The organism is Tsukamurella tyrosinosolvens (genome assembly GCF_900104775.1).
GTDB classification, from domain to species: domain Bacteria; phylum Actinomycetota; class Actinomycetes; order Mycobacteriales; family Mycobacteriaceae; genus Tsukamurella; species Tsukamurella tyrosinosolvens.
In genome coordinates, this window is record NZ_FNSA01000003.1 from 1,639,324 (window position 1) to 1,658,335 (window position 19,012).

19 protein-coding genes are annotated in these 19,012 nt (G+C 70.8%); 8 read left to right on the forward strand and 11 right to left on the reverse strand.

What is annotated here, in order from left to right:
• Window positions 1-23 precede the first annotated feature (23 nt).
• Entirely contained in the window at window positions 24-878 is an 855-nt protein-coding gene (locus tag BLW32_RS09415; protein ID WP_068742538.1) for a Sir2 family NAD-dependent protein deacetylase, read from the reverse strand.
• A 35-nt stretch (window positions 879-913) separates the two neighbouring features.
• Complete coding sequence (locus BLW32_RS09420) at window positions 914-1,930, reverse strand: magnesium and cobalt transport protein CorA (RefSeq protein WP_068742537.1); 1,017 nt, start codon at window positions 1,928-1,930, stop codon at window positions 914-916.
• 112 nt (window positions 1,931-2,042) lie between these two features.
• Between BLW32_RS09420 and BLW32_RS09425 the strand changes: the two genes are divergently transcribed.
• Together BLW32_RS09425 and BLW32_RS09430 are read left to right on the forward strand one after the other, a co-directional pair.
• Entirely contained in the window at window positions 2,043-3,413 is a 1,371-nt protein-coding gene (locus BLW32_RS09425; protein ID WP_068742536.1) for an MFS transporter, read from the forward strand.
• 13 nt (window positions 3,414-3,426) lie between these two features.
• On the forward strand, window positions 3,427-4,782 hold the full coding sequence (locus BLW32_RS09430) for an MFS transporter (protein WP_068742535.1): 1,356 nt from the start codon (window positions 3,427-3,429) through the stop codon (window positions 4,780-4,782).
• Between the two features lie 2 nt (window positions 4,783-4,784).
• On the opposite strand, the gene BLW32_RS09435 is transcribed toward BLW32_RS09430, so the two are convergent.
• A complete protein-coding gene (locus BLW32_RS09435; RefSeq protein WP_068742534.1) occupies window positions 4,785-5,306 on the reverse strand; it encodes a hypothetical protein in 522 nt (173 codons plus the stop codon).
• Window positions 5,307-5,325: 19 nt separating this feature from the next.
• On the reverse strand, window positions 5,326-6,108 hold the full coding sequence (locus BLW32_RS09440) for a hypothetical protein (RefSeq protein WP_068742533.1): 783 nt from the start codon (window positions 6,106-6,108) through the stop codon (window positions 5,326-5,328).
• A 97-nt stretch (window positions 6,109-6,205) separates the two neighbouring features.
• Between BLW32_RS09440 and BLW32_RS09445 the strand changes: the two genes are divergently transcribed.
• A complete protein-coding gene (locus BLW32_RS09445; RefSeq protein ID WP_139286121.1) occupies window positions 6,206-7,087 on the forward strand; it encodes a hypothetical protein in 882 nt (293 codons plus the stop codon).
• A gap of 26 nt (window positions 7,088-7,113) precedes the next feature.
• Window positions 7,114-7,719, forward strand: coding sequence for a TetR/AcrR family transcriptional regulator (locus BLW32_RS09450; RefSeq protein ID WP_068742531.1), 606 nt, complete (start codon window positions 7,114-7,116; stop codon window positions 7,717-7,719).
• 3 nt (window positions 7,720-7,722) lie between these two features.
• Here BLW32_RS09450 and BLW32_RS09455 read toward each other — a convergent pair whose 3' ends face one another.
• Window positions 7,723-8,475, reverse strand: coding sequence for an isocitrate lyase/PEP mutase family protein (locus BLW32_RS09455; RefSeq protein WP_068742530.1), 753 nt, complete (start codon window positions 8,473-8,475; stop codon window positions 7,723-7,725).
• 92 nt (window positions 8,476-8,567) lie between these two features.
• Between BLW32_RS09455 and BLW32_RS09460 the strand changes: the two genes are divergently transcribed.
• Entirely contained in the window at window positions 8,568-10,559 is a 1,992-nt protein-coding gene (locus BLW32_RS09460; protein ID WP_231857426.1) for an ATP-binding cassette domain-containing protein, read from the forward strand.
• Window positions 10,556-11,326, forward strand: a complete 771-nt coding sequence (locus tag BLW32_RS09465; RefSeq protein WP_231857425.1) for a CbiQ family ECF transporter T component — start codon at window positions 10,556-10,558, stop codon at window positions 11,324-11,326. Before BLW32_RS09460 ends, BLW32_RS09465 begins: the two co-directional genes overlap by 4 nt.
• Before the next feature lie 75 nt (window positions 11,327-11,401).
• Here the strand turns inward: BLW32_RS09465 and BLW32_RS09470 are convergent, their stop codons facing one another.
• The 5 genes from BLW32_RS09470 to BLW32_RS09490 form a co-directional block, all read right to left on the reverse strand.
• Window positions 11,402-11,791 (reverse strand): ectoine synthase, encoded by a 390-nt coding sequence (locus tag BLW32_RS09470; protein WP_068524812.1) that lies wholly within the window; start codon window positions 11,789-11,791, stop codon window positions 11,402-11,404.
• Window positions 11,788-13,086 (reverse strand): diaminobutyrate--2-oxoglutarate transaminase, encoded by a 1,299-nt coding sequence (ectB, locus tag BLW32_RS09475; RefSeq protein ID WP_068524813.1) that lies wholly within the window; start codon window positions 13,084-13,086, stop codon window positions 11,788-11,790. Before ectB ends, BLW32_RS09470 begins: the two co-directional genes overlap by 4 nt.
• A gap of 37 nt (window positions 13,087-13,123) precedes the next feature.
• Window positions 13,124-13,654: a diaminobutyrate acetyltransferase gene (ectA, locus tag BLW32_RS09480; protein ID WP_068524814.1), complete on the reverse strand. Its 531-nt coding sequence runs from the start codon at window positions 13,652-13,654 to the stop codon at window positions 13,124-13,126.
• Window positions 13,655-13,763: 109 nt separating this feature from the next.
• Entirely contained in the window at window positions 13,764-14,642 is an 879-nt protein-coding gene (locus BLW32_RS09485; RefSeq protein WP_068742529.1) for a Vgb family protein, read from the reverse strand.
• On the reverse strand, window positions 14,639-15,502 hold the full coding sequence (locus BLW32_RS09490; RefSeq protein ID WP_068742528.1) for a ribokinase: 864 nt from the start codon (window positions 15,500-15,502) through the stop codon (window positions 14,639-14,641). The genes BLW32_RS09485 and BLW32_RS09490 overlap by 4 nt, the downstream gene beginning before the upstream one ends.
• 40 nt (window positions 15,503-15,542) lie before the next feature.
• Here BLW32_RS09490 and BLW32_RS09495 point away from each other — a divergent pair, with 40 nt between their 5' ends.
• Both BLW32_RS09495 and BLW32_RS09500 read left to right on the forward strand, forming a co-directional pair.
• Window positions 15,543-15,923 carry a VOC family protein gene (locus BLW32_RS09495; RefSeq protein ID WP_068742527.1) on the forward strand — a complete coding sequence of 127 codons (381 nt, stop codon included), beginning with the start codon at window positions 15,543-15,545 and terminating at the stop codon, window positions 15,921-15,923.
• A 99-nt stretch (window positions 15,924-16,022) separates the two neighbouring features.
• Window positions 16,023-17,426 carry an LLM class flavin-dependent oxidoreductase gene (locus BLW32_RS09500; RefSeq protein ID WP_068524818.1) on the forward strand — a complete coding sequence of 468 codons (1,404 nt, stop codon included), beginning with the start codon at window positions 16,023-16,025 and terminating at the stop codon, window positions 17,424-17,426.
• On the opposite strand, the gene BLW32_RS09505 is transcribed toward BLW32_RS09500, so the two are convergent.
• A complete protein-coding gene (locus BLW32_RS09505; RefSeq protein WP_068742526.1) occupies window positions 17,399-19,003 on the reverse strand; it encodes an alkaline phosphatase D family protein in 1,605 nt (534 codons plus the stop codon). The two genes, BLW32_RS09500 and BLW32_RS09505, sit on opposite strands and share 28 nt — an antisense overlap.
• Window positions 19,004-19,012 lie beyond the last annotated feature (9 nt).

Below are 19,012 nucleotides of genomic sequence, written 5' to 3' on the forward strand. Positions count from 1 at the left end.
CAGTGCAGCGGTGGTGCGATCGGTCAGGGGGCGGCGAGGCGGTGCAGCGCCGTCGCCACGTCGACGTCGACGGTGACGTCGGCGAGGTCGTCGCCCCGCGTGCGGCCGCGGTTGACGATGACGACGGGGATGTCCTGCTTGTGCGCGTGCCGGACGAACCGCAGGCCGGACATCACGGTGAGCGAGCTGCCGAGCACGAGGAGCGCGTCGGCACCGTCGACCAGGGCGAACGCGCGCTCCACGCGGGGCTTGGGCACGGACTCCCCGAAGTAGACGATGTCGGGCTTGAGGATGCCCCCACAGGCGCCGCAGTCGACCATGGTGAAGTCGGTGGTGTCCTCGACCACGACGTCGGCGTCCGGGGCCACCTCGAGGGCGCCGCGGCCGGCGATCCGCGCGACGAAGCCGGCGTTGAGCGGCTCGAGCTGCGTGTGGAGCCGGTGCCGGCTGATGCGGTTCTCGCAGGTCAGGCAGCGCACCTGCGCGTAGTTGCCGTGCAGGTCGATCACGCCGCGCGAGCCGGCCTTGAGGTGCAACAGATCGACGTTCTGCGTGATGACCCCGGTGACACCCGGGAGGGCCGCGAGCGCGCGGTGCGCGGCGTTGGGGCGCGCGGCGTCCATGTGCCGCCAGCCGAGGTGATTACGGGCCCAGTACCGTCGCCGGAACTCGGCCGAGCCGAGGAACTGCTGGAGCGTCATCGGAGTCCGACGGGGCGCCCCCGGGCTGCGGTAGTCGGGGATACCGGACGCGGTGGAGACCCCCGCGCCGGTCAGCGCGACGATGCGGCGACCGCGGAGGAGGACGCGGGCGCGATCGAGACGGTCGGCGTAGTCCGGGTCCGGCGTGGTGGCCGCCGCGGGCTCCCAGGCGGGCATCGCAGTGCGCACGGCTCCAGGCTACGTCGCGCGGGTCAGTCGGCGGCGCCCAGTGGATTCTCGGGCATCGACTTCTTGCTGCGCAGCCACAGGCGCAGCGCGATGAGCGGCACGAACAGGCCGCACACGCCGAAGACCAGGAACTGCCACGGGCCGCCGATGTGGTCGACGAGCCAGCCGAAGTTCTGGCCGAAGAAGCCGGTCACGAAGGTCAGCGGCAGGAAGATCGTGGACAGGACCGTGAGCCGCTCGATCGTGGAGCTCTGCCGCGCAGCCGAGTGCGCCTGCTGCACCGAGACCACCGCGATGTTCGCCTGCAGGATGGTGCCGAGCAGGTCGCGCTGCGCGGAGACCTCCTCGTTGACGAGCTGCAGGCGGTCGTAGACGTCGCGCAGGTAGGGGGAGAGGCGTTCCTCGCCGAGGCTCTTGCCCACGGAGTTGACCACCGCGAGCAGCGGGTGCGCCGCCCGGTAGAAGTTGGTCACCTCGCGGCGCAGCAGGTAGATCCGCTCGGTGGGCGCGACCGCGCCGGAGAAGACGGTCGCCTCGATCTGCTCGATGTCGTGCTCCAGGCCGGCGACCACGGGCTCGTACCCGTCGACGACCTGGTCGAGGATGGCCCAGAGCACGGCGTCGGTGCCGAGCGCGAGGAGCTCGGGCTTCTGCTCGAGCCGGGCGCGGGCCTGGTGCAGCTCACTCGCGACGCCCTGACGCACGGTGATGACGAAGTTCTTCGCGACGAACACGCTGATCTCGCCGAAGTCGACCTCCTCGCGGGCGTCGTCGTAGCGCGCGGTCCGCAGGATGACGAGCTTGACCGAGGCCTCGAAATCCTCGACCTTGGGCCGCAGGTGGTAGTCCTGCGCGTCCTCGACGGCGAGTTCGTGCAGGTCGAACGCCTCCCGGACGGATTCCATCTCCTCGGGTGTCGGCTCGAACAGGCCGAGCCAGACGAAGCCGTTCTCGGTGCACAGGCGCGCGGCGTCCAGGGGCGCGAGGGTCTCCTCCGCCTGCCGGGTCCCGCCCAGGTAGTGGGCGCAATCGACGATCACTCCCGCTATTCAACTCCAGGTCCGGCGTCCGCGTGGGGTATCGCACCGCTCATTCGCCCGCTGGTCACCGGCCCGAAACCGCTGTATTCGTTTACCGAAGTATATTTCGACGATGACCACCGAGACCTCGCAGGCACCGTCGATCGCGGCGCGCCTGGACCGGCTGCCCATGACTCGGCTGCACTTCGCCGCTGTGGGCGTGATCGGGCTGGGCCTGTTCTTCGACCAGTACGAGAACTTCCTCGCCGCGACCATCGCGACGGTGCTGAAGAAGGACTTCGCGCTCGGGCCCGACGAGCTCAAGCTGCTGTTGGCGTCCGCCTTCATCGGCCAGTTCATCGGCGCCCTGTTCATGGGCCGCCTCGCGGACCGCTACGGCCGACGCACCGCGTTCATGATCAATCTGGCGCTGTACTCGGCGATGTCGCTCGCAGGCGCGTTCAGCCCGAACGCCGCGTTCCTCGTGGTCACGCGATTCATCGCAGGCATCGGCATCGGCGGCGAGTTCGCGCTCGCCGACTCCTACCTCTCGGACATCCTGCCGAAGAACGTGCGCGGCAAGTACATCTCGCTCGCGTACGTCGTGTCGTTCCTCGGTGTGCCCGTGGTCGGCTTCGCCGCGCGGTGGCTCACACCGCAGGTGTTCGATCTGGGTGGGGTGGAGGTGCAGGGGTGGCGGCTCTTGTTCGTCTTCGGCGCGCTCGGCTCGTTGCTGGTCTGGCTGGTCCGACGGGGCCTGCCGGAGTCGCCGCGCTGGCTCGAGGCGCAGGGGCGGTACGACGAGGCCGACGCGATCGTCCGCAGGCTGGAGGCGCAGGCGGTCGCGGAGGGGAAGGTCCTGGCGGAGCCGGATGCGGCGCTCCGACCCGTGAAGTCCCGGTCGATCACGATCCGCGCACTGTTCCGCCCGCCGTACCGCCGGCGCACCGTCATGCTGTGGATCGTCTCCGCGCTGGAGGTCTTCGGCTACTACGGCTTCGGGACGATCGCGCCGCTCGTCCTCCTGGCCAAGGGGTATTCGATCCAGACCTCGCTGTTGTTCGTGGCGCTGTCCTACATCGGCTACCCGCTGGGCGCCGCGCTCGCGGTCCCGATCGTCGAGCGGATCGAGCGGCGCTACCTCGTGATCGGCTCGGCGGGCCTGATGGCCGCGTTCGGGCTGTGGTTCGGCTTCGCTGCGAGTCCCGTGCAGATCGTGCTGGCCGGCTTCCTCTACACGCTCGCGTCGAATCTGTTCTCCAACGCCTACCACGTGTATCTGGCGGACTCCTATCCCACGGCGATCCGGGGCACCGCGGCCGGCGCCGCGTACTCCCTGTCGAAGTTGGTGACCGCGTTTCTTCCGTTCGTTCTGCTTCCGATTCTCGACGAGCGTGGCAGCGTGTGGGTGTTCGCGGTGGTGGCGGCGGCGATGGTCGCCCTGATGATCACGGTGGCCGCCCTCGGCCACCGGAGCACGGGCCGCTCCGCCGACGAGGTCTAGGACGGAAGGCATCATGACGGAATCGAGTGCGACGAAACCCGTCTCGTCGCGGGCGGAGACCCGGCGAGCGATCTGGAACACCCTGCGGGGCAGCTCCGGGAACCTGGTCGAGTGGTACGACGTCTACGTCTACACCGTCTTCGCGACGTACTTCGAGAGCCAGTTCTTCGACAAGGCCGACAAGAACTCCACCGTCTACGTCTACGCGATCTTCGCCGTCACCTTCGTCATGCGGCCCGTCGGCTCGTGGTTCTTCGGCCGGTACGCCGACCGGAAGGGCAGGCGTGCCGCGTTGACCATGAGCGTCTCGCTGATGGCGGCGTGCTCGTTCATCATCGCGATCGTCCCCGGCCGCGAGACGATCGGCATGGCGGCCGCGGTGATCCTCGTCCTGTGCCGCCTGGTGCAGGGCTTCGCGACGGGCGGCGAGTACGGGACGAGTGCCACGTACATGTCGGAAGCGGCGACGCGCGAGCGGCGCGGCTTCTTCTCCTCGTTCCAGTACGTCACGCTCGTCGGCGGCCACGTGCTGGCCCAGTTCATGCTGCTCGTGCTGCTGGGGATCTTCTCCAAGGCCCAGGTGTCCGACTTCGGTTGGCGCATCGCCTTCTTCGTCGGCGGCATCGCGGCGATCGTCGTCTTCTGGTTGCGCCGCACGATGGACGAGTCGCTGTCGGAGGAGCAGCTCGCCGCGATCCGCGACGGCGAGGACACCAGCTCGGGCACCATGCGCGAGCTCCTCACCGGCTACTGGCGGCAGTTGGTGCTGTGCTTCCTCATCACGATGGGTGGCACGCTGGCGTTCTACGTCTACAGCGTCAACGCGCCGGCGATCGTCAAGACGGCGTACACCTATCACGCGCTCACGGCGACGTGGGTGAATCTGATCGGCCTGATCTTCCTCATGCTCATCCAGCCGATCGGCGGCATGATCAGCGACCGGATCGGCCGCAAGCCCATGCTCGTCTTCTTCGGCGTGGGCGGCGTCTGCTACACCTACTTCCTCATCACCTACCTGCCGACCATCCACGTCGCGATCGCGTCGCTCGCGATGGTCTGCTTCGGCTACGTGATCATCACCGGCTACACGTCGATCAACGCGCTGGTCAAGGCGGAGCTGTTCCCCTCGCACGTGCGCGCGCTCGGTGTGGGCATCGGCTACGCCCTGGCCAACTCGATCTTCGGCGGCACCGCGCCGCTGATCTACGAGGCCGCCAAGAAGTCCGGTCACGTGCCGTGGTTCATCGCCTACGTCACGATCACGATCGCGATCTCGCTGTTCGTGTACATCTTCTTCCTGCACAACAAGTCCGAGACCTTCCTCGACCGCGAGCGCGGCAGCGCGTTCGTGGCCGACGGTGCGCGGTAGGGCTACAGCCCGGATTCCCGCAGGACCCGATCGCGGAGCGCGTCGAACCGATCGCGGTCGATCAGGCCGCGATCCAGGAGCCCGGCGAGCGCCGCCAGCCTGTCGACGGGGTGCGGGGTCGCCGCGAACGCGGCGATGATGCTCGGAGTCAGCGGCGACGGCGACCCGTCGGGGAGCGTCCCAGGGGGCGCCGCCTCCGGCGATCCCGTGCAGTGCAGGAACGCGGCCCTGGCGCGCTCCTCCCGCGTGGGAACGATGTCCCACTCGATCCGGACGGGTTCGTGAGTGCGCGGGGCGAGCCACGCGGGCACCGTCATCCCGACCTCGGGGTAGCGGTCGGACCGGAGCATGGACACCCGCACCGCTCGGTACGCCGGAGCGATGCCGGGTCCGGAGACGGAGACCTGCACCGTCCGGCCGAGGTACGCCCGGCTGTCCTCGCTGTCCAGGGGGATGCCGACCACTGTGACGCGGCCCTGGATCAGGCCGGCGGTGTCGCGGCCGCCGCCGGAGAAGATGCCCATGTCGCGGAGTCTTCCACGGTCACTCGGTTGTTGCCGCCGCGGCGATCCAGTTCCCGAACTCGGCGGCGAGGTGCCACTCGTGCTGCCGGAGGAGCCGGGCCGGCACGACGGCGGGGAACTCGACGGTGAGCAGTGCTTCGAGTGCGCCGCCGCGGTCGCGCAGCTGGTGCCGGACGCCACCGATGCAGGTTCCGTCGTCCAGCAGGGCGAGGCCGGCGATCTGGATCGGGTACTCGGGGTCCGCCGCGGTGCTCAGGCGATCGGTGCGGGTGTAGTCGACGAGGAAGCGGGATGCGGTGGGGGCACCGCCGGTGGTCTCCACGACCTCCTGCCGACCGTCGGGCAGGCCGCGGAGCAGGTAGTGGTCCGGGCACGCGGCGAGCATCGCGGCCTCGCGGTTCGACGCGGTCAGGTCGTTGAACCACGCGGCGAATCGTTCGGCGGCGACGCCGGGCGCTACCAGGCGGGTCACCGAGGTCGCGGTCCGGCCCCGGCTGGCCACGACGGCGGCACGCGACGTGAGCTCCGAGACCGCGAGCTCGCGTCGGAGAAGTGCGTACGTGCCGGCGTGCCCGAGTCGTGCCTTGACCGTCGCGAGCGTCTCCCGCTGCTCGGCGATCGGGGCGCGCAGCACGTCCTCGAGCGACGCACGCGGCAGCAACTCCGCCATCGCGCGAGCCCCGAGGCCGGTTGCGAGCCTGCGGAATACGATGCCGAGGCGGCGCTCCTCCCAAGCTAGCACCCGATCCGACGCGACCCGACGGTCTTCGATGAACGTTGTGATGCCGCCGCGGTCGGTCATGGTTGCCCGCCTGTCCTCGAGTCTTGACACGTGATCGTTGTCACTTCATCGTATCTCTTAACGCTACAAATAGAAGCGTTAAGAGACGGAGGTCACGATGGCGGGATTCAGTCCGAGCAGGCGAGTGTTCCTCACCGGGGCGGCGGTAGTGGGTATCTCAGCGATCGCGACGCAGGGCGGGGCGCTCGCCGAACCCGCCCGTCGGCCGGAGCTCCGGACCCGACTCGCGGGCGCACCCGTGTCGCGAGCGAGCGTCCGTGCGTGGGAACGCCGGCGGGTGCCGATCGCTGCGGCGCGCCTGATGCGCGACTACCCGGAGGTCGCCGTCGGGGAGCTGTACGCGCTGGTGGACCGCGGCACCGTCGGTCCGTCCGATCTCCCCGCCGCGCGCGCCGCCCTCGCCCGCACGCGCGCGAGTTTGGGGGCGGATCGGATTCGCGAGATGCTCGAGACGGAGACGGCGATCGCGGCTGCCGCGACGCTGGCGGCCAAGGCCGCATCCGGCGGGCGGTGGGCGATCGCGGACACCGAGATCACGTCGCAGCGGGGCACCGCTGAGGGGATGATGGAGTGGTTCGCACGCGAGCGGGCCACGGACGATCGACCGACCTGGACCGGTGCGTGTCCCGACCATTACGTCATCGTCACCGGCCGCGACGGGAGGCAGGAGGTGATCGAGGTGACCGGCGGTGCGGTGCTGCCCCTGCGCTTCTTCGTCGACTACACGGACGTTCGTGGCGTCCCGATCCCGCGCGACCCCTCGTATCCTCTCGAGATCGCCGGCACGGCGTCGCTCGCGACGGGCGAGATGATCGGCGGCGTGCGCCACCAGTTCCGCGACCTCCCGGGCGGCGGGTTCCGGAGCCGGCTCCGTGTCGCCTTCCCTGCGGCGGTGCCGGGCCCGTACATCACCGAGCACCAATGGCATCTCGCAGCTGAGTTCGGCAACTGGATCGACGGCTACCTCGCCTCGGTGTGACAGCGTCGGTCGCGTAGAACTGAGGTATGGACCAGGAGGCAGGGCCCCGCCGGCGGACGGGCGGTCGCTCGGCGCGTGTTCGCGAGGCGGTGCTGGCGGCGGCGCTCGCGCAGGTGGCCGAGCACGGCTTCGAGGGCCTGCGCATCTCCGAGGTCGCGGCTCGGGCCGGCGTCGCGGAGACCACGGTCTACCGGCGGTGGCCGACGCCGACCGCCCTCGTCGCCGACGCCGTCACCGAACTGGCGGCGCAGGGCAATCCCGCCCCGGACACCGGCGATCTGCGCGAGGACCTTCTCCAGGTCGCGCGGCAGATCACCGCGCTCCTCGAACGGCCAGGACTGGCGCGGCTCCTCGGGACCACCCTGGCGATGTCGCAGGACCCCGAGGTCGACGCCGCACGGATCAGCTTCTGGGACGCGCGATTCGCGAGCACTGCACCGGTGATCGAGCGGGCGGTCGACCGCGGCGAGCTTCCCCGCCAGGTACTCGCGCGCGACGTGATCGAGTCCGTGGCCGCGCCGATCTACTTCCGCGTCCTGGTCGGCGGGGAGCCGCCGGACGACGCGTTCGTCACTCGGTGCGTCGACGACGCCCTGTCGCTGCTCGCGTCCAGGGCATTGCGCGAGGCATGAGGATCAGCGCCAGCGGGCGAGCAGCTCGTTCGATCGCTCGGTGAGCGCCATCTGCCAGATCGGGCCGAAGCTGATCCGGCCCGCACCCGCAGCGGCCAGAGCGGCCAGGTCGTCGGTCGCGGGATTCGCGATCGCGTTCACCGGGAGCGGTAGAGCGTCCGCGAGATGACGGAGCGTGGCCGCGTCGTGGAACGCGACCGGGTAGAGCGAATCGGCGCCCGCGTCGGCGCACAGCTGCATCCGCGCGATGGCGCGCTCGACACGGTCCTCCGCCTCGCCCACCTGGTTCTTGAAGATGTCGGTGCGGGCGTTGATCACCACGTGCACGCCCGCGGCATCGGCGGCCGCGCGCAGCGCGGCGACCAGATCGGCGTGCTCCTGCGCGTCGCGGAACCGGCCGCCCTCGGAGTGGACGGTGTCCTCGATGTTCAGGCCCACCGCACCGGCGCCCAGCAGGCCCTCGATGATCCGCTCGGCGCTCTGCCCGTAGCCCGACTCGATATCGACCGATACCGGCACGTCGACGGCCGAGGTGATCTGCGCGACGCGGGTCATCGCCTCGTCGAAGCTCATGCCCTCGCCGTCGGGCCTGCCGATCGAGTCGGCCATCGGGTGCGAGCCGACGGTGAGCGCGGCGAACCCGGCGGTGACCGCGGTATTCGCGGACCAGGCGTCCCAGGTGGTGGGCAGGACGACGGGATCTCCCTTGCGGTGCAGGGACGTGAGGGTGACGGCCAGATCGGCGAGCGAGGTCATGCCCCCAGTCTGGTCCATCGGCCAGCCCGGCGCTCGGAATCGGACGGGCCGGTCGGCCCACCGACATGTGCGGTCGCGGATAGGGTGATTCGATGTCGGAAACCGAGCCGGGGCCGCTGCGGCCCGTCGAGTTCGCCCACGCCGCGGTCACGGCCGCGCTGATGTCCGCGATCGCGGTGCTGTCCATGGTCGTCCCCGGCGCCGTGGTCTTCGCCTGGGCGGGGGCCGTCCCCATGGGCGTGCTGGCGTTCCACCACCGCGCCCGGGTCGCGGTCGCCACCACGATGGCCTGCGGCACGGTCGCCTTCCTGCTCGCGGGCTTCGGCGGCCTGGTGTCCGCGTGGACCTGCGTCTACATGGGCGTGATCTGCGGGCAGGTGCGCCGACGGGGCCGCGGGCGCGGCACCATGCTCACGGTCGCCGCGCTGTGGGGCGTCGTGGTCGCGACCGCGGTGTTCGCCTTCCTCGCGGTGTTCGCGGCGATGCGCACGGTGGTGCTCGAGGCGTTCGCGGCGAACGTCCGCGGCCTCGGCGCGCTCCTGCTGCCGCTCCCGGGTGGCGCGGGCCCGGGTTCGGCGTTGCAGCGTCTCGCGGACTTCGGCCTGCTGCACTGGCAGGTCTTCGTGTGGGTGTCGGTCTGGCTCATCGTGGTGTTCGGTTGTTCCTTCGCGTGGCGCATCCTCACACCCGTGCTGCGCCGGGTCCGGGCCACCAGTGCCGCGCCGCGCGACCTCTTCCCGCGCGAGTCCGGCGACGCCCCGCCTGCGCCGCTGCCGATGCGGCTGCAGAACGTCGACTTCCGCTATCCGGAGGCCGATCGGGACACGCTCTCCGGCGTCTCCTTCGCCGTGGCTCCCGGCGATCACGTCGCGGTGACGGGCGCCAACGGCACCGGCAAGTCGACGCTCATGCGCGTGCTGGCCGGGCTTCCGCCGACGGGCGGCACCGTCGAACGGCCCGGCCCGGTGGGACTCGGGCGGGTCGGCGGCACGGCCCTGGTCCTGCAGCACGCCGACAGCCAGGTGCTCGGGATCCGGGTCGCGGACGACGTGGTCTGGGGCCTGCCGGACGGGGTCGACGTGGACGTCGACGGCCTGCTCGCGGAGGTGGGGCTCGGCGGTATGGGGGAGCGGGACACGTCCGGTCTGTCGGGCGGGGAGGCGCAGCGCCTCGCCGTGGCGGCGGCCCTGGCCCGGCGGCCGGCGCTGGTCGTGGCCGACGAGGTCACCACGATGGTGGACCGGGACGGCCGCGACGATCTGATGGCCCTGCTCGGTGGGCTGACCCGCGGGCACGACCTCGGCCTGGTGAACATCACCCACTACCCGGAGGAGGCGGCCGGGGCGGACCGCACCGTCGACCTCGGCAGCGCGCAACGCGCGGATCCGCCGGCGCCCGCCGCGGACCGGGCCCCCCGGCCCGAGCCCGGTGCGCCGCTGCTCGTGCTGCGCGGCGTCCACTACGAGTACGGCGCCGGGACGCCCTGGCGGCGGACCGCGCTGCGGGGCGTCGACCTGACGGTGCGGGAGGGCGAGGCGGTGCTGCTCTGCGGCGGCAACGGGTCGGGCAAGTCGACGCTCGCGTGGGTGATGGCGGGGCTTCTCGCGCCGACCGCGGGGACCTGCGAGCTCGACGGTGCTCCCGTCGCGGAGCACGTGGGGGCGGTGGCGCTCGCGTTGCAGGCGGCCCGGCTGCAACTGGTGCGCGGGACCGCCGGAGACGCGCTCGCGGCGCTCGCCGGGTATCGCGGCGACGATGCGGCGTCGATCGCCCGGGCGCTCGCGTCGGTCGGCCTGCCCGCGGCGACCTCCGGGCTGCTGGTGGACCGCCTCAGCGGCGGCCAGCTCCGTCGGGTGGCGTTGGCGGGCCTCCTCGCGCGGGCACCCCGGCTGCTCATCCTCGACGAGCCGCTCGCGGGGCTGGACCTGCCCTCGCAGCGTGAGCTGATCGAGCTGCTCGTCGAGATCCGCGACGGCGGCCAGGCGATGGTGATCATCTCGCACGACGTCGATCACCTCGACCGGCTGTGCGACCGCACCGTCCACCTCACGCGGGGTGTCGTCGACGCGGAGGAGATCGGGTGAGCCGGGCCACGACGCTGGTACTGCGGCCGCTGCCGCGGCGTTCCTACCTGCACGACCTCTGGGCCGGCACGAAACTGCTCGCGGTGGCGGCGATCTCGGTCGTGCTCACGATCGATCCGAGCTGGCCCGTGGTCGGGCTGTTCGCCGCGTTGCTCGTCATCGCCGCCGCGGCGGCGCGGATCCCGCTCTCGGTGGTTCCGTCCGTGCCTCGGTGGGTGCTGGTGGTGGTCCTGATCGGTGGTTGTCTGATGGCCGCGAGCGGCGGCCCGCCCCACGTACAGCTCGGCGCCGTCACCGTCGGGCTGGGAGGGCTGCTCAACCTGCTGCGGATCGTCCTGCTGGGGCTGGTCCTGCTCGGCGCGGGCGCGCTCATCGCGTGGACCACCGACCCCGCCGACGTGGCGCCCGCGGTCGCGCGACTGACCCGGCCGCTGCGCGCCGTGCGGGTGCCGGTCGACGAGTGGGCCGTCACGCTCGCCCTGGCGCTGCGCACGTTCCCGCTGATGACCGACGAGTTCCGCACCCTGTCGGCGGCGCGGCGGCTGCAACCGCCGCCCGCGGTGAAGCGTTCCCGCCGCGCGGATCTGGTCGACCTCTGCGTCGCCGCGATGGTGGTCTCCCTGCGCCGTGCGACGGAGATGGGGGAGGCGATCGCCGCCCGCGGCGGCACCGGCCGCCTCGTCGTGCGCGCCGCGGGCCCCGGCCGCATCGACGCTCTCGCCGGCCTGGTTGTCCTCGCCGTGTGCGCCCTCGCACTCGCCCTCTAACGCAATTGAACACCGTTTCTGACATTCCGACCTGGGGGTCTTCTGTCCGAAACGGTGTTCAATTCGAGGCGATGATCAGTCGACGGCGACCAGGGGGTAGACGCCGTTCTCGTCGTGCACCTCGGTGCCGACGACGGGCGGGTTGAAGACGCACAGCATGCGCATGCGGGTCTTCGTGGTCACCGTGTGCCGCTCGTTGCCGTCCAGCAGGTACATCGTGCCGGGGGCGAGCGGGTACTCGACGCCGGTCTCCCGGTCGAGCAGCGTGCCCTCGCCCTCCACGAGCCACACGGCCTCCACGTGGTTGGCGTAGTGGAACTCGTTGACGGTGCCGGGCTCGATCACGGTCTCGTGGAACGAGAAGCCGACGCGGTCGCCGCCGAGCACGATGCGCTTGCTGCGCCAGTTGCCCGCGGCGACGTCGCGCTCAGTGCCGGTGATCTCATCGGTGGTACGGACGATCATGCGGACAGCACCTTTCGGGTCGCGGTGGCGAGGATGTCGAGGCCGAGGTCGAGCTCGGAGTCGGTGATCGTCAGCGGCGGCAGCAGCTTGACCACCTCGTCCGACGGGCCGGAGGTCTCCGCGAGGAGGCCCTGCTCGTACGCGGCGGCGCACACCTCACCCGCCTTGTCGGCGTCGGCGAAGACCAGGCCCTGCACCATGCCGCGGCCGCGGTGGCTCAGCTGCTCGGGGAACTCGGTGCACAGCTCCTCGAAGCGCTTCTCGATGTGGGCGCCCTTGCGGAGCGTCTCCTTCTCGAGCGCGTCGTCCGACCAGAACTCGTCGATCGCGTGCTTGGCGGTCACGAACGCGGGGTTGTTCCCGCGGAAGGTGCCGTTGTGCTCGCCGGGGCCCCACACGTCGAGCTCGGGCTTCATCAGGGTCAGCGCCATCGGCAGGCCGTAGCCGCCGATCGACTTCGACAGCGTCACGATGTCCGGGGTGATCCCGGCCTCCTCGAAGGAGAAGAACGGACCCGTACGACCGCAACCCATCTGGACGTCGTCGACGATGAGCAGCATGTCGTGCCGCTCGCACAGGTCGGCCAGCGCGCGCAGCCACTCGGGGCGCGCGACGTTGACGCCTCCCTCACCCTGGACCGTCTCGACGATGACGCCGGCCGGCTTGTTCAGGCCCGAGCCGGAGTCGGCGAGCACGGCCTCGAACCACTGGAAGTCCGGCGCCACGCCGTCGAAGTAGTTGTCGAAGGGCATCGGCGTGGCGTGCACCAGCGGGATGCCGGCGCCGCCGCGCTTCATCGAGTTACCGGTCACCGAGAGGGCGCCCAGCGTCATGCCGTGGAAGGCGTTGGTGAAGTTGATGATCGACTCGCGGCCCTTGACCTTGCGGGCGAGCTTCAGCGCCGCCTCCACGGTGTTGGTGCCGGTGGGGCCGGGGAACTGGACCTTGTAGTCCAGGCCGCGCGGCTTGAGGATCTTGTCCTCGAAGGTCTGCAGGAACTCGCCCTTCGCCACGGTCGACATGTCGAGCGAGTGCGTGATGTGGCCCTCGGAGATGTACTCCACCAGGGCCTGCTTCAGCTTGGGGTGGTTGTGCCCGTAGTTGAGGGCACCGGCGCCCGCGAAGAAGTCGAGGTAGCGGCGGCCGTCGCGATCGATGAGCCATGAACCCTCGGCGCGATCGAAGACGGCAGGCCAACCGCGCGAGTAGCTGCGCACCTGCGACTCGCGGGTGCTGAAGATCGAGGGCTGCTCGAAATCGGCAGTGCTGGTGTTCTCGTCGGTCAGGGTGGACATGGTGATCCTCCTAGTGGGCCGGCAGCGGCCCCGCCGGTCAGGCGGGGTCGATGATGTACAGCTGCTCGGGCTCGTGGGGGTCGGATTCAGTGGGGGAGATGTGGTGCGAGGCGAACAGATCGCGCACCGTGAGGGTGGAACGGCGCTTCTTCGCCACGGAGCCGAAGAGCTCCTGGGACGCCGTGTTGGATGCGGTGATCGTGGTCTCCAGGCGTGAAACGCCCCTCACCGCAAGATGATCCAACAGATCGATGAGCATACGCGATGCGATGCCGTGGCCCCGATGGGCGGCGTCCACCGCCACCTGCCACACGAACAGGGTGTCCGGGCGGTCGGGACGGCGGTACCCCGTGACGAAACCGGCGACGGCGCCGTCGTGCTCGGCGACGATCGACGAATCGGCGAAGTCACGGCACAACAAGGTGTACGCGTACGTCGAATTGAGATCGAGAACCTCGGTGTCCCGGGCGATCTCCCACAGGCGTATTCCGTCGTCGATCGACGGGCGTCGGGTGGTGACCCCCGTTTTTGCGGGGGCAGTGGGATCGCTCTTGTGAGACGGGCTCATCGCTTTCGACGCTAACAACCGGCAATGCGGAAGTCACCCGCGCTTCGGAATCGGTCACCGGAACGCCGGGGTATCCCCAGCGAGTCGGGTCAATGTGAGATGGGTCACATCAGGGCTGCGGCGGGGCCAGCCGCGCGAGCGATCCGACCTCCAGTGCAGCCCACAGCGCACCGTCCGGGCCGAGGGCGATGCCGTGCGGCTCCGAGCCGGGGACGGGCAGCTCGTACCTGCGGATTCGTCCCTCCGCGTCGATCGATCCGAGGGCGTTGCCGGCCCACTCGGTGAACCACACCCGGCCGTCGGGGCCGGCACAGACGCCGTGCGGGCGGGATGCGGCGTCGGGCAGCGAGTGGTGCGTGACGGCACCGTCGGGCGTGATCCGGCCGATCCGTCCCGCCCCGATCTCGACGAACCACAGGGCACCGTCCGGCCCGGCGGCGATGCCGACGGGCGCGCAGCCGGGGGAGTCGAGGCCGAACACCGAGACGGTTCCGGCGGTGTCGATGCGGCCGATCGCGTCCGCCTGGTTGAGCGGGAACCACAACGCGCCGTCGGGGCCCGCGGCGATCGCGGAGGGGAAGGCGCCCGGGATCGGCAGCTCGAAATCCGTGACCTCGCCCGCGACGGTGACCCTGCCGATCCGGTTGGTGGCGGTCGCGGTGAACCACAGTGCACCGTCGGTCCCCGTCGCGAGACCGAAGGGGCCGCATCCGGGCGGGAGGTCGATGTGCGAGACCTCGCCGTCGACGGTGATCCGGCCGAGGCGGTGGGCGCGGTACTCGGTGAACCACAGCGCGCCGTCGGGCCCGTTCGTGATGATCGTGGGGCCGGTGTCCGGGCCGACGGGATACCGCACCGTCTCCCCGGTGCTGACGTCGTACCGGCCGATCTCGCCGCTCCCGACGAGCGTGAACCACAGGCCGCCGTCCGGGCCGGTGGTGAGGGCGTACGGGCCGTCGCCGGGCACGTCGTGGACGGTGATCGTCATCGGGCGGTCTCCCGGGCGGCGAGGAAGGCGTCGACCTCGGCCACCGTCGGGGCGGCCGCGGCGCCGGCGGCGGTGGCGGTGAGAGCGCCGGCCGCGTTGGCGCGGAGGAGCCGTTCGGCGGGTGGCAGGCCCCAGTGCGCCGCGAGCGCGCCGGCGAACGCGTCCCCGGCCCCCGTGGTGTCCACGACGTCGACCGCGAATCCCGGGGTGTCGACGGTGCCGTCGGGTCCGGTCGCGCGGGCACCGTCGCCCCCGAGGGTGGTGACGACGTGCGGCACGCGCCCCACGACCTCCGCGAGCGCCTTCTCCTCGTCGCGGTTGACGATCACGCCGTCGAGGAGCTCGACGAGCACGCCGGGGAGGGGCTGCACCGGAGAGGGATTGAGCAGGACGACGGTGCCGGCCTCGCGGGCGGCGCGGGCGGCGTCGACGACCGCGGGGAGCGGGATCTCGAGCTGCAGGAGGAGGACGTCCGCGTCGGCGATCGCCGACCGCGCCGCGTCGTCCACGCGCACCGACGCATTCGCGCCGGGCACCACGACGATGTGGTTCTCCCCGGCCCCGTCGACGGTGACGTTCGCGAAGCCGGTGCTGCCGGGCGTGCGCGCGACCCGGGAGACGTCCACCCCCGCGCCCGCGAGAGAGTCCAGGACCGTGCGCGCCGCGCCGTCGTCGCCGACCGCGCCCACGAAGACCGTCGCGGCGCCCGACCTGGCCGCGGAGCGGGCCTGGTTCGCGCCCTTGCCGCCCTGCCCGAAGGCGACGGACACACCCGTCACGGTCTCGCCCGGCTGGGGGAACCGTTCGCACACCGTGACCGCGTCCAGGTTCACGCTGCCCACCACGACCACCGACGTCATGCCCGCACCCTACGGCGTGCGCCGGACGTAGGCTCGGCCCATGACCATGATTCGTCCGTTCCTCATGTTCCAGGGCGCCGTCGCCGCGAAGGCGATCGACCTGTACGTCACGACGTTCGACGGTGCCGTGCTCAGCTCGGTGCCGCATGCGGATCCGAAGCACGGGATCCAGCTCGCCGAACTGGTGATCAAGGGGCAGAGCGTGCTGATCAGCGACAGCTCGGTCGATCACGCCTTCGACTTCACCCCGTCGACGTCGCTCTTCGTGGACTGCGACGACCGCGAGGAACTGGAACGCCTCACCGAGGCGCTCGGCGCGGGCGGGAAGACCTACATGCCGTTGGGCGAGTACGGCTTCTCCACCGCGTTCGCCTGGGTGGGGGACCGGTTCGGCGTGTCCTGGCAGCTCAACCTCGCCTGACGGTCCGCCGTACGCTCGCGCGGGCCGGCGGGGCGGTCCTCGCGTCACGGTGAGCGCAAGCCTGGGCGGGCGCTGGCGGCCCGCCTAGCGTCGGCCCCCATGAGCCGTCAGATCCGTTTCAACGCCTTCGACATGAACTGCGTCGCCCACCAGTCCCCGGGGCTGTGGCGGCATCCGAAGGACCAGTCGCACCGCTACAAGGAGCTGAGCTACTGGACTGACCTGGCGAAGCTGTTGGAGCGCGGCACCTTCGACGGCATCTTCATCGCCGACGTCCTCGGCATCTACGACGCCTACAACGGCAACGGCGACGCCGCGATCAAGCACGCGGCGCAGGTCCCCGTCTCCGACCCGATCCTGCTGGCCTCCGCCATCGCGGGCGCGACGGAGCACCTCGGCATCGGCATCACCGCCGGCACCGGCTTCGAGCACCCCTTCCCCTTCGCCCGGCGGCTGACCACGCTCGACCACCTCACGAACGGCCGGATCGGGTGGAACGTGGTGACGGGGTACCTGCCCTCGGCGGCGAAGAACATGGGGCAGCTCGACCAGCTGCAGCACGACGAGCGCTACGACCACGCCGACGAGTACCTGGAGGTGCTCTACAAGCTGTGGGAAGGCTCGTGGGAGGACGACGCCGTGATCCGCGACCGGGAGACGGGTGTGTTCACGGACCCGTCGAAGGTGCACCCGATCAACCACCACGGCAAGTACTTCGACGTGCCCGGCATCCACGTGGGCGAGCCCTCGCCGCAGCGCTCGCCCGTGATCTACCAGGCCGGGGCGTCGCCGCGCGGGCTGGCGTTCGCGACCGGGAACGCGGAAGCGATCTTCGTGGCCGCGCCCACCAAGGCCATCCTGAAGAAGGTCGTGCGCACGATCCGCGAGGGCCTCGTCGCGAACGGCCGCGATCCGTACTCGGCCAAGGTCTACACGCTGCTCACCATCGTCACCGACGAGACGGAGGCGAAGGCGCAGGCCAAGCTCGAGGAGTACCACCGTTACGCCAGCATCGAGGGCTCGCTGGTCTTCATGTCCGGGTGGATGGGCGTCGACCTCGGCGCCTACGACCCGAGCGACCCGGTCGGCGACGTGCAGTCCAACGCGATCATCTCCGCCGTCTCCAACTTCCAGCAGGCCGACCCGTCGGGCAAGGACTGGACGGTCGAGGACATCGGCAAGTGGGGCCGGATCGGCGGCATGGGCCCCGTGCTCGTCGGCTCCGCGGAGCGGGTGGCCGACGAGCTGCAGGAGTGGGTGGAGGAGACCGACGTCGACGGCTTCAACCTGGCCTACGCGATCACGCCCGGCACCTTCGAGGACATCGTCGAGTTCATCGTCCCGGAGCTGCGCCGGCGAGGCGTCTACCCGGACGCCTACGTGCCCGGCACGCTGCGGCACAAGCTGTTCGGGCAGGGCGACCGGCTCGCCGCCGATCACCCCGCCCAGCGCTTCCGCTACGCGGGCGCGCAGGACTACGCCGGCGCCAGCTCCTTGGCGTAGAGCGAGGCGCCCTTGGCGTCGCGCAGGTGCACCGTCAGCGCGCGGGTGCCGCCGTCGATGGTGACGTGCCCGAAGTGCTGGAATCCCTCGGCGGGGGAGACGTTCGCCTTGTCGGGGGCGTGCACGAACTCGTACTGCGCGCCGAAGGTCCCGTCGAGCGGGCTCTGCGGGAAGGCTCCGGCGTTGAGCGGTCCGGAGACGAACTCCCAGAACGGCGAGAAGTCCTGGAACGCCGCCTTGTCCGGGTGGTACGAGATCGCCGCGGTGTAGTGCACGTCGGCGGTCAGGTAGACGACGTTCCTCACGTCCTTGGTGCGGGAGAGGATGCGCGAGAAGGCGATCTCGCGGCCCAGCGGCGCACCGTTGTCGCCCTGCGCGACCGCCTCCATCGACTTCGGGCCGCCGTCCTTGGGGTTCGTGGCGGCGTCGGGGACGACGATGCTCAGAGGCAGGTCGTTCGCGACCACCTTCCACACCGCCTTCGACGCGGTGAGGCCGTCGATGAGCCACTGGGTCTGCTTGTCGCCGAGGATGCCGGCGTCGTTGGACGTGGCCCACGCGTTGGGGTTCGGGTCCTTGTAGCTGCGCATGTCGAGCACGAAGACGTCGAGGAGCGGGCCGTAGGAGATCTTGCGGTACAGGCGCCCGTCGGCGGCCTCCGTGGGCTGCACCGGCTGCCACTCGCGCCACGCCTGGTAGGCGAAGTCCGCCAGCTTGTTCACGTCGGTCTCGGTGTAGCCCTTGCGGTTCTGCCCCGCCAGGCTCTCGCCGGGGAACCAGTTGTTGACCACCTCGTGGTCGTCCCACTGGATCAGCTGGGGCACGTTCGCCGCGAACCGCCGGTAGTGCTCGTCCGTGAGGTTGTAGGCGTAGTTGCCGCGGAACTGGTCGAGCGTCTGCGCGACCTGGTTCTTGGCCTCGGCCGTGACGTTCCGGTAGGTGTTGCCGTCGTTCTGCTTCTGCGTCTCCGGCACCGGGTTGTCGGCGTAGATCGCGTCGCCCGAGTGCAGGAAGAAGTCGGGCCGCGCGTCGGCGATGGCTCCCATGATCGCCATGCCGCCGTCGCGGTTGATGCCCCAGCCCTGGCCCACCACGTCGCCGGACCAGGCGAAGCTCACGTTCCCGTTCGCCGACGGTGCCGTCCGGAACGTGCCGGCCACGGGCTCGGACGTCGCGCCGTTCTCGCCCTCGAGGGTGACGCGATAGTGCACCGTCTGGCCGGGGTCGAGACCCGTGATGCGGAATCGGCCGGCACCGTCGGACGACGGGTCGAGCTGCGGCCCCTCGAAGCGGCGCGGGTTGCTGAAGGACTCCGACGAGGCGGTCTCGACGATCATCCGCGCGGGCGCGTCGGACCGGGCCCAGACCAGCGCGCCGTCGGTGCGGGGGTCGCCGGACGCGATGCCGTGCGTGAGCGACGGGCGGCCGCGGACGACGCCGGGCGACGAGGACGCCGCCGCGCCGTCCGACGAGGAACCGCAGGCGGAGAGCAGCGAACCGGCGGGGATGAGCAGGGCGCCGGCAGTGCCGGCCTTGAGGAGCGAACGACGCGAGAACTGCGAATCACTGAGGGGCATTGCGGAAAC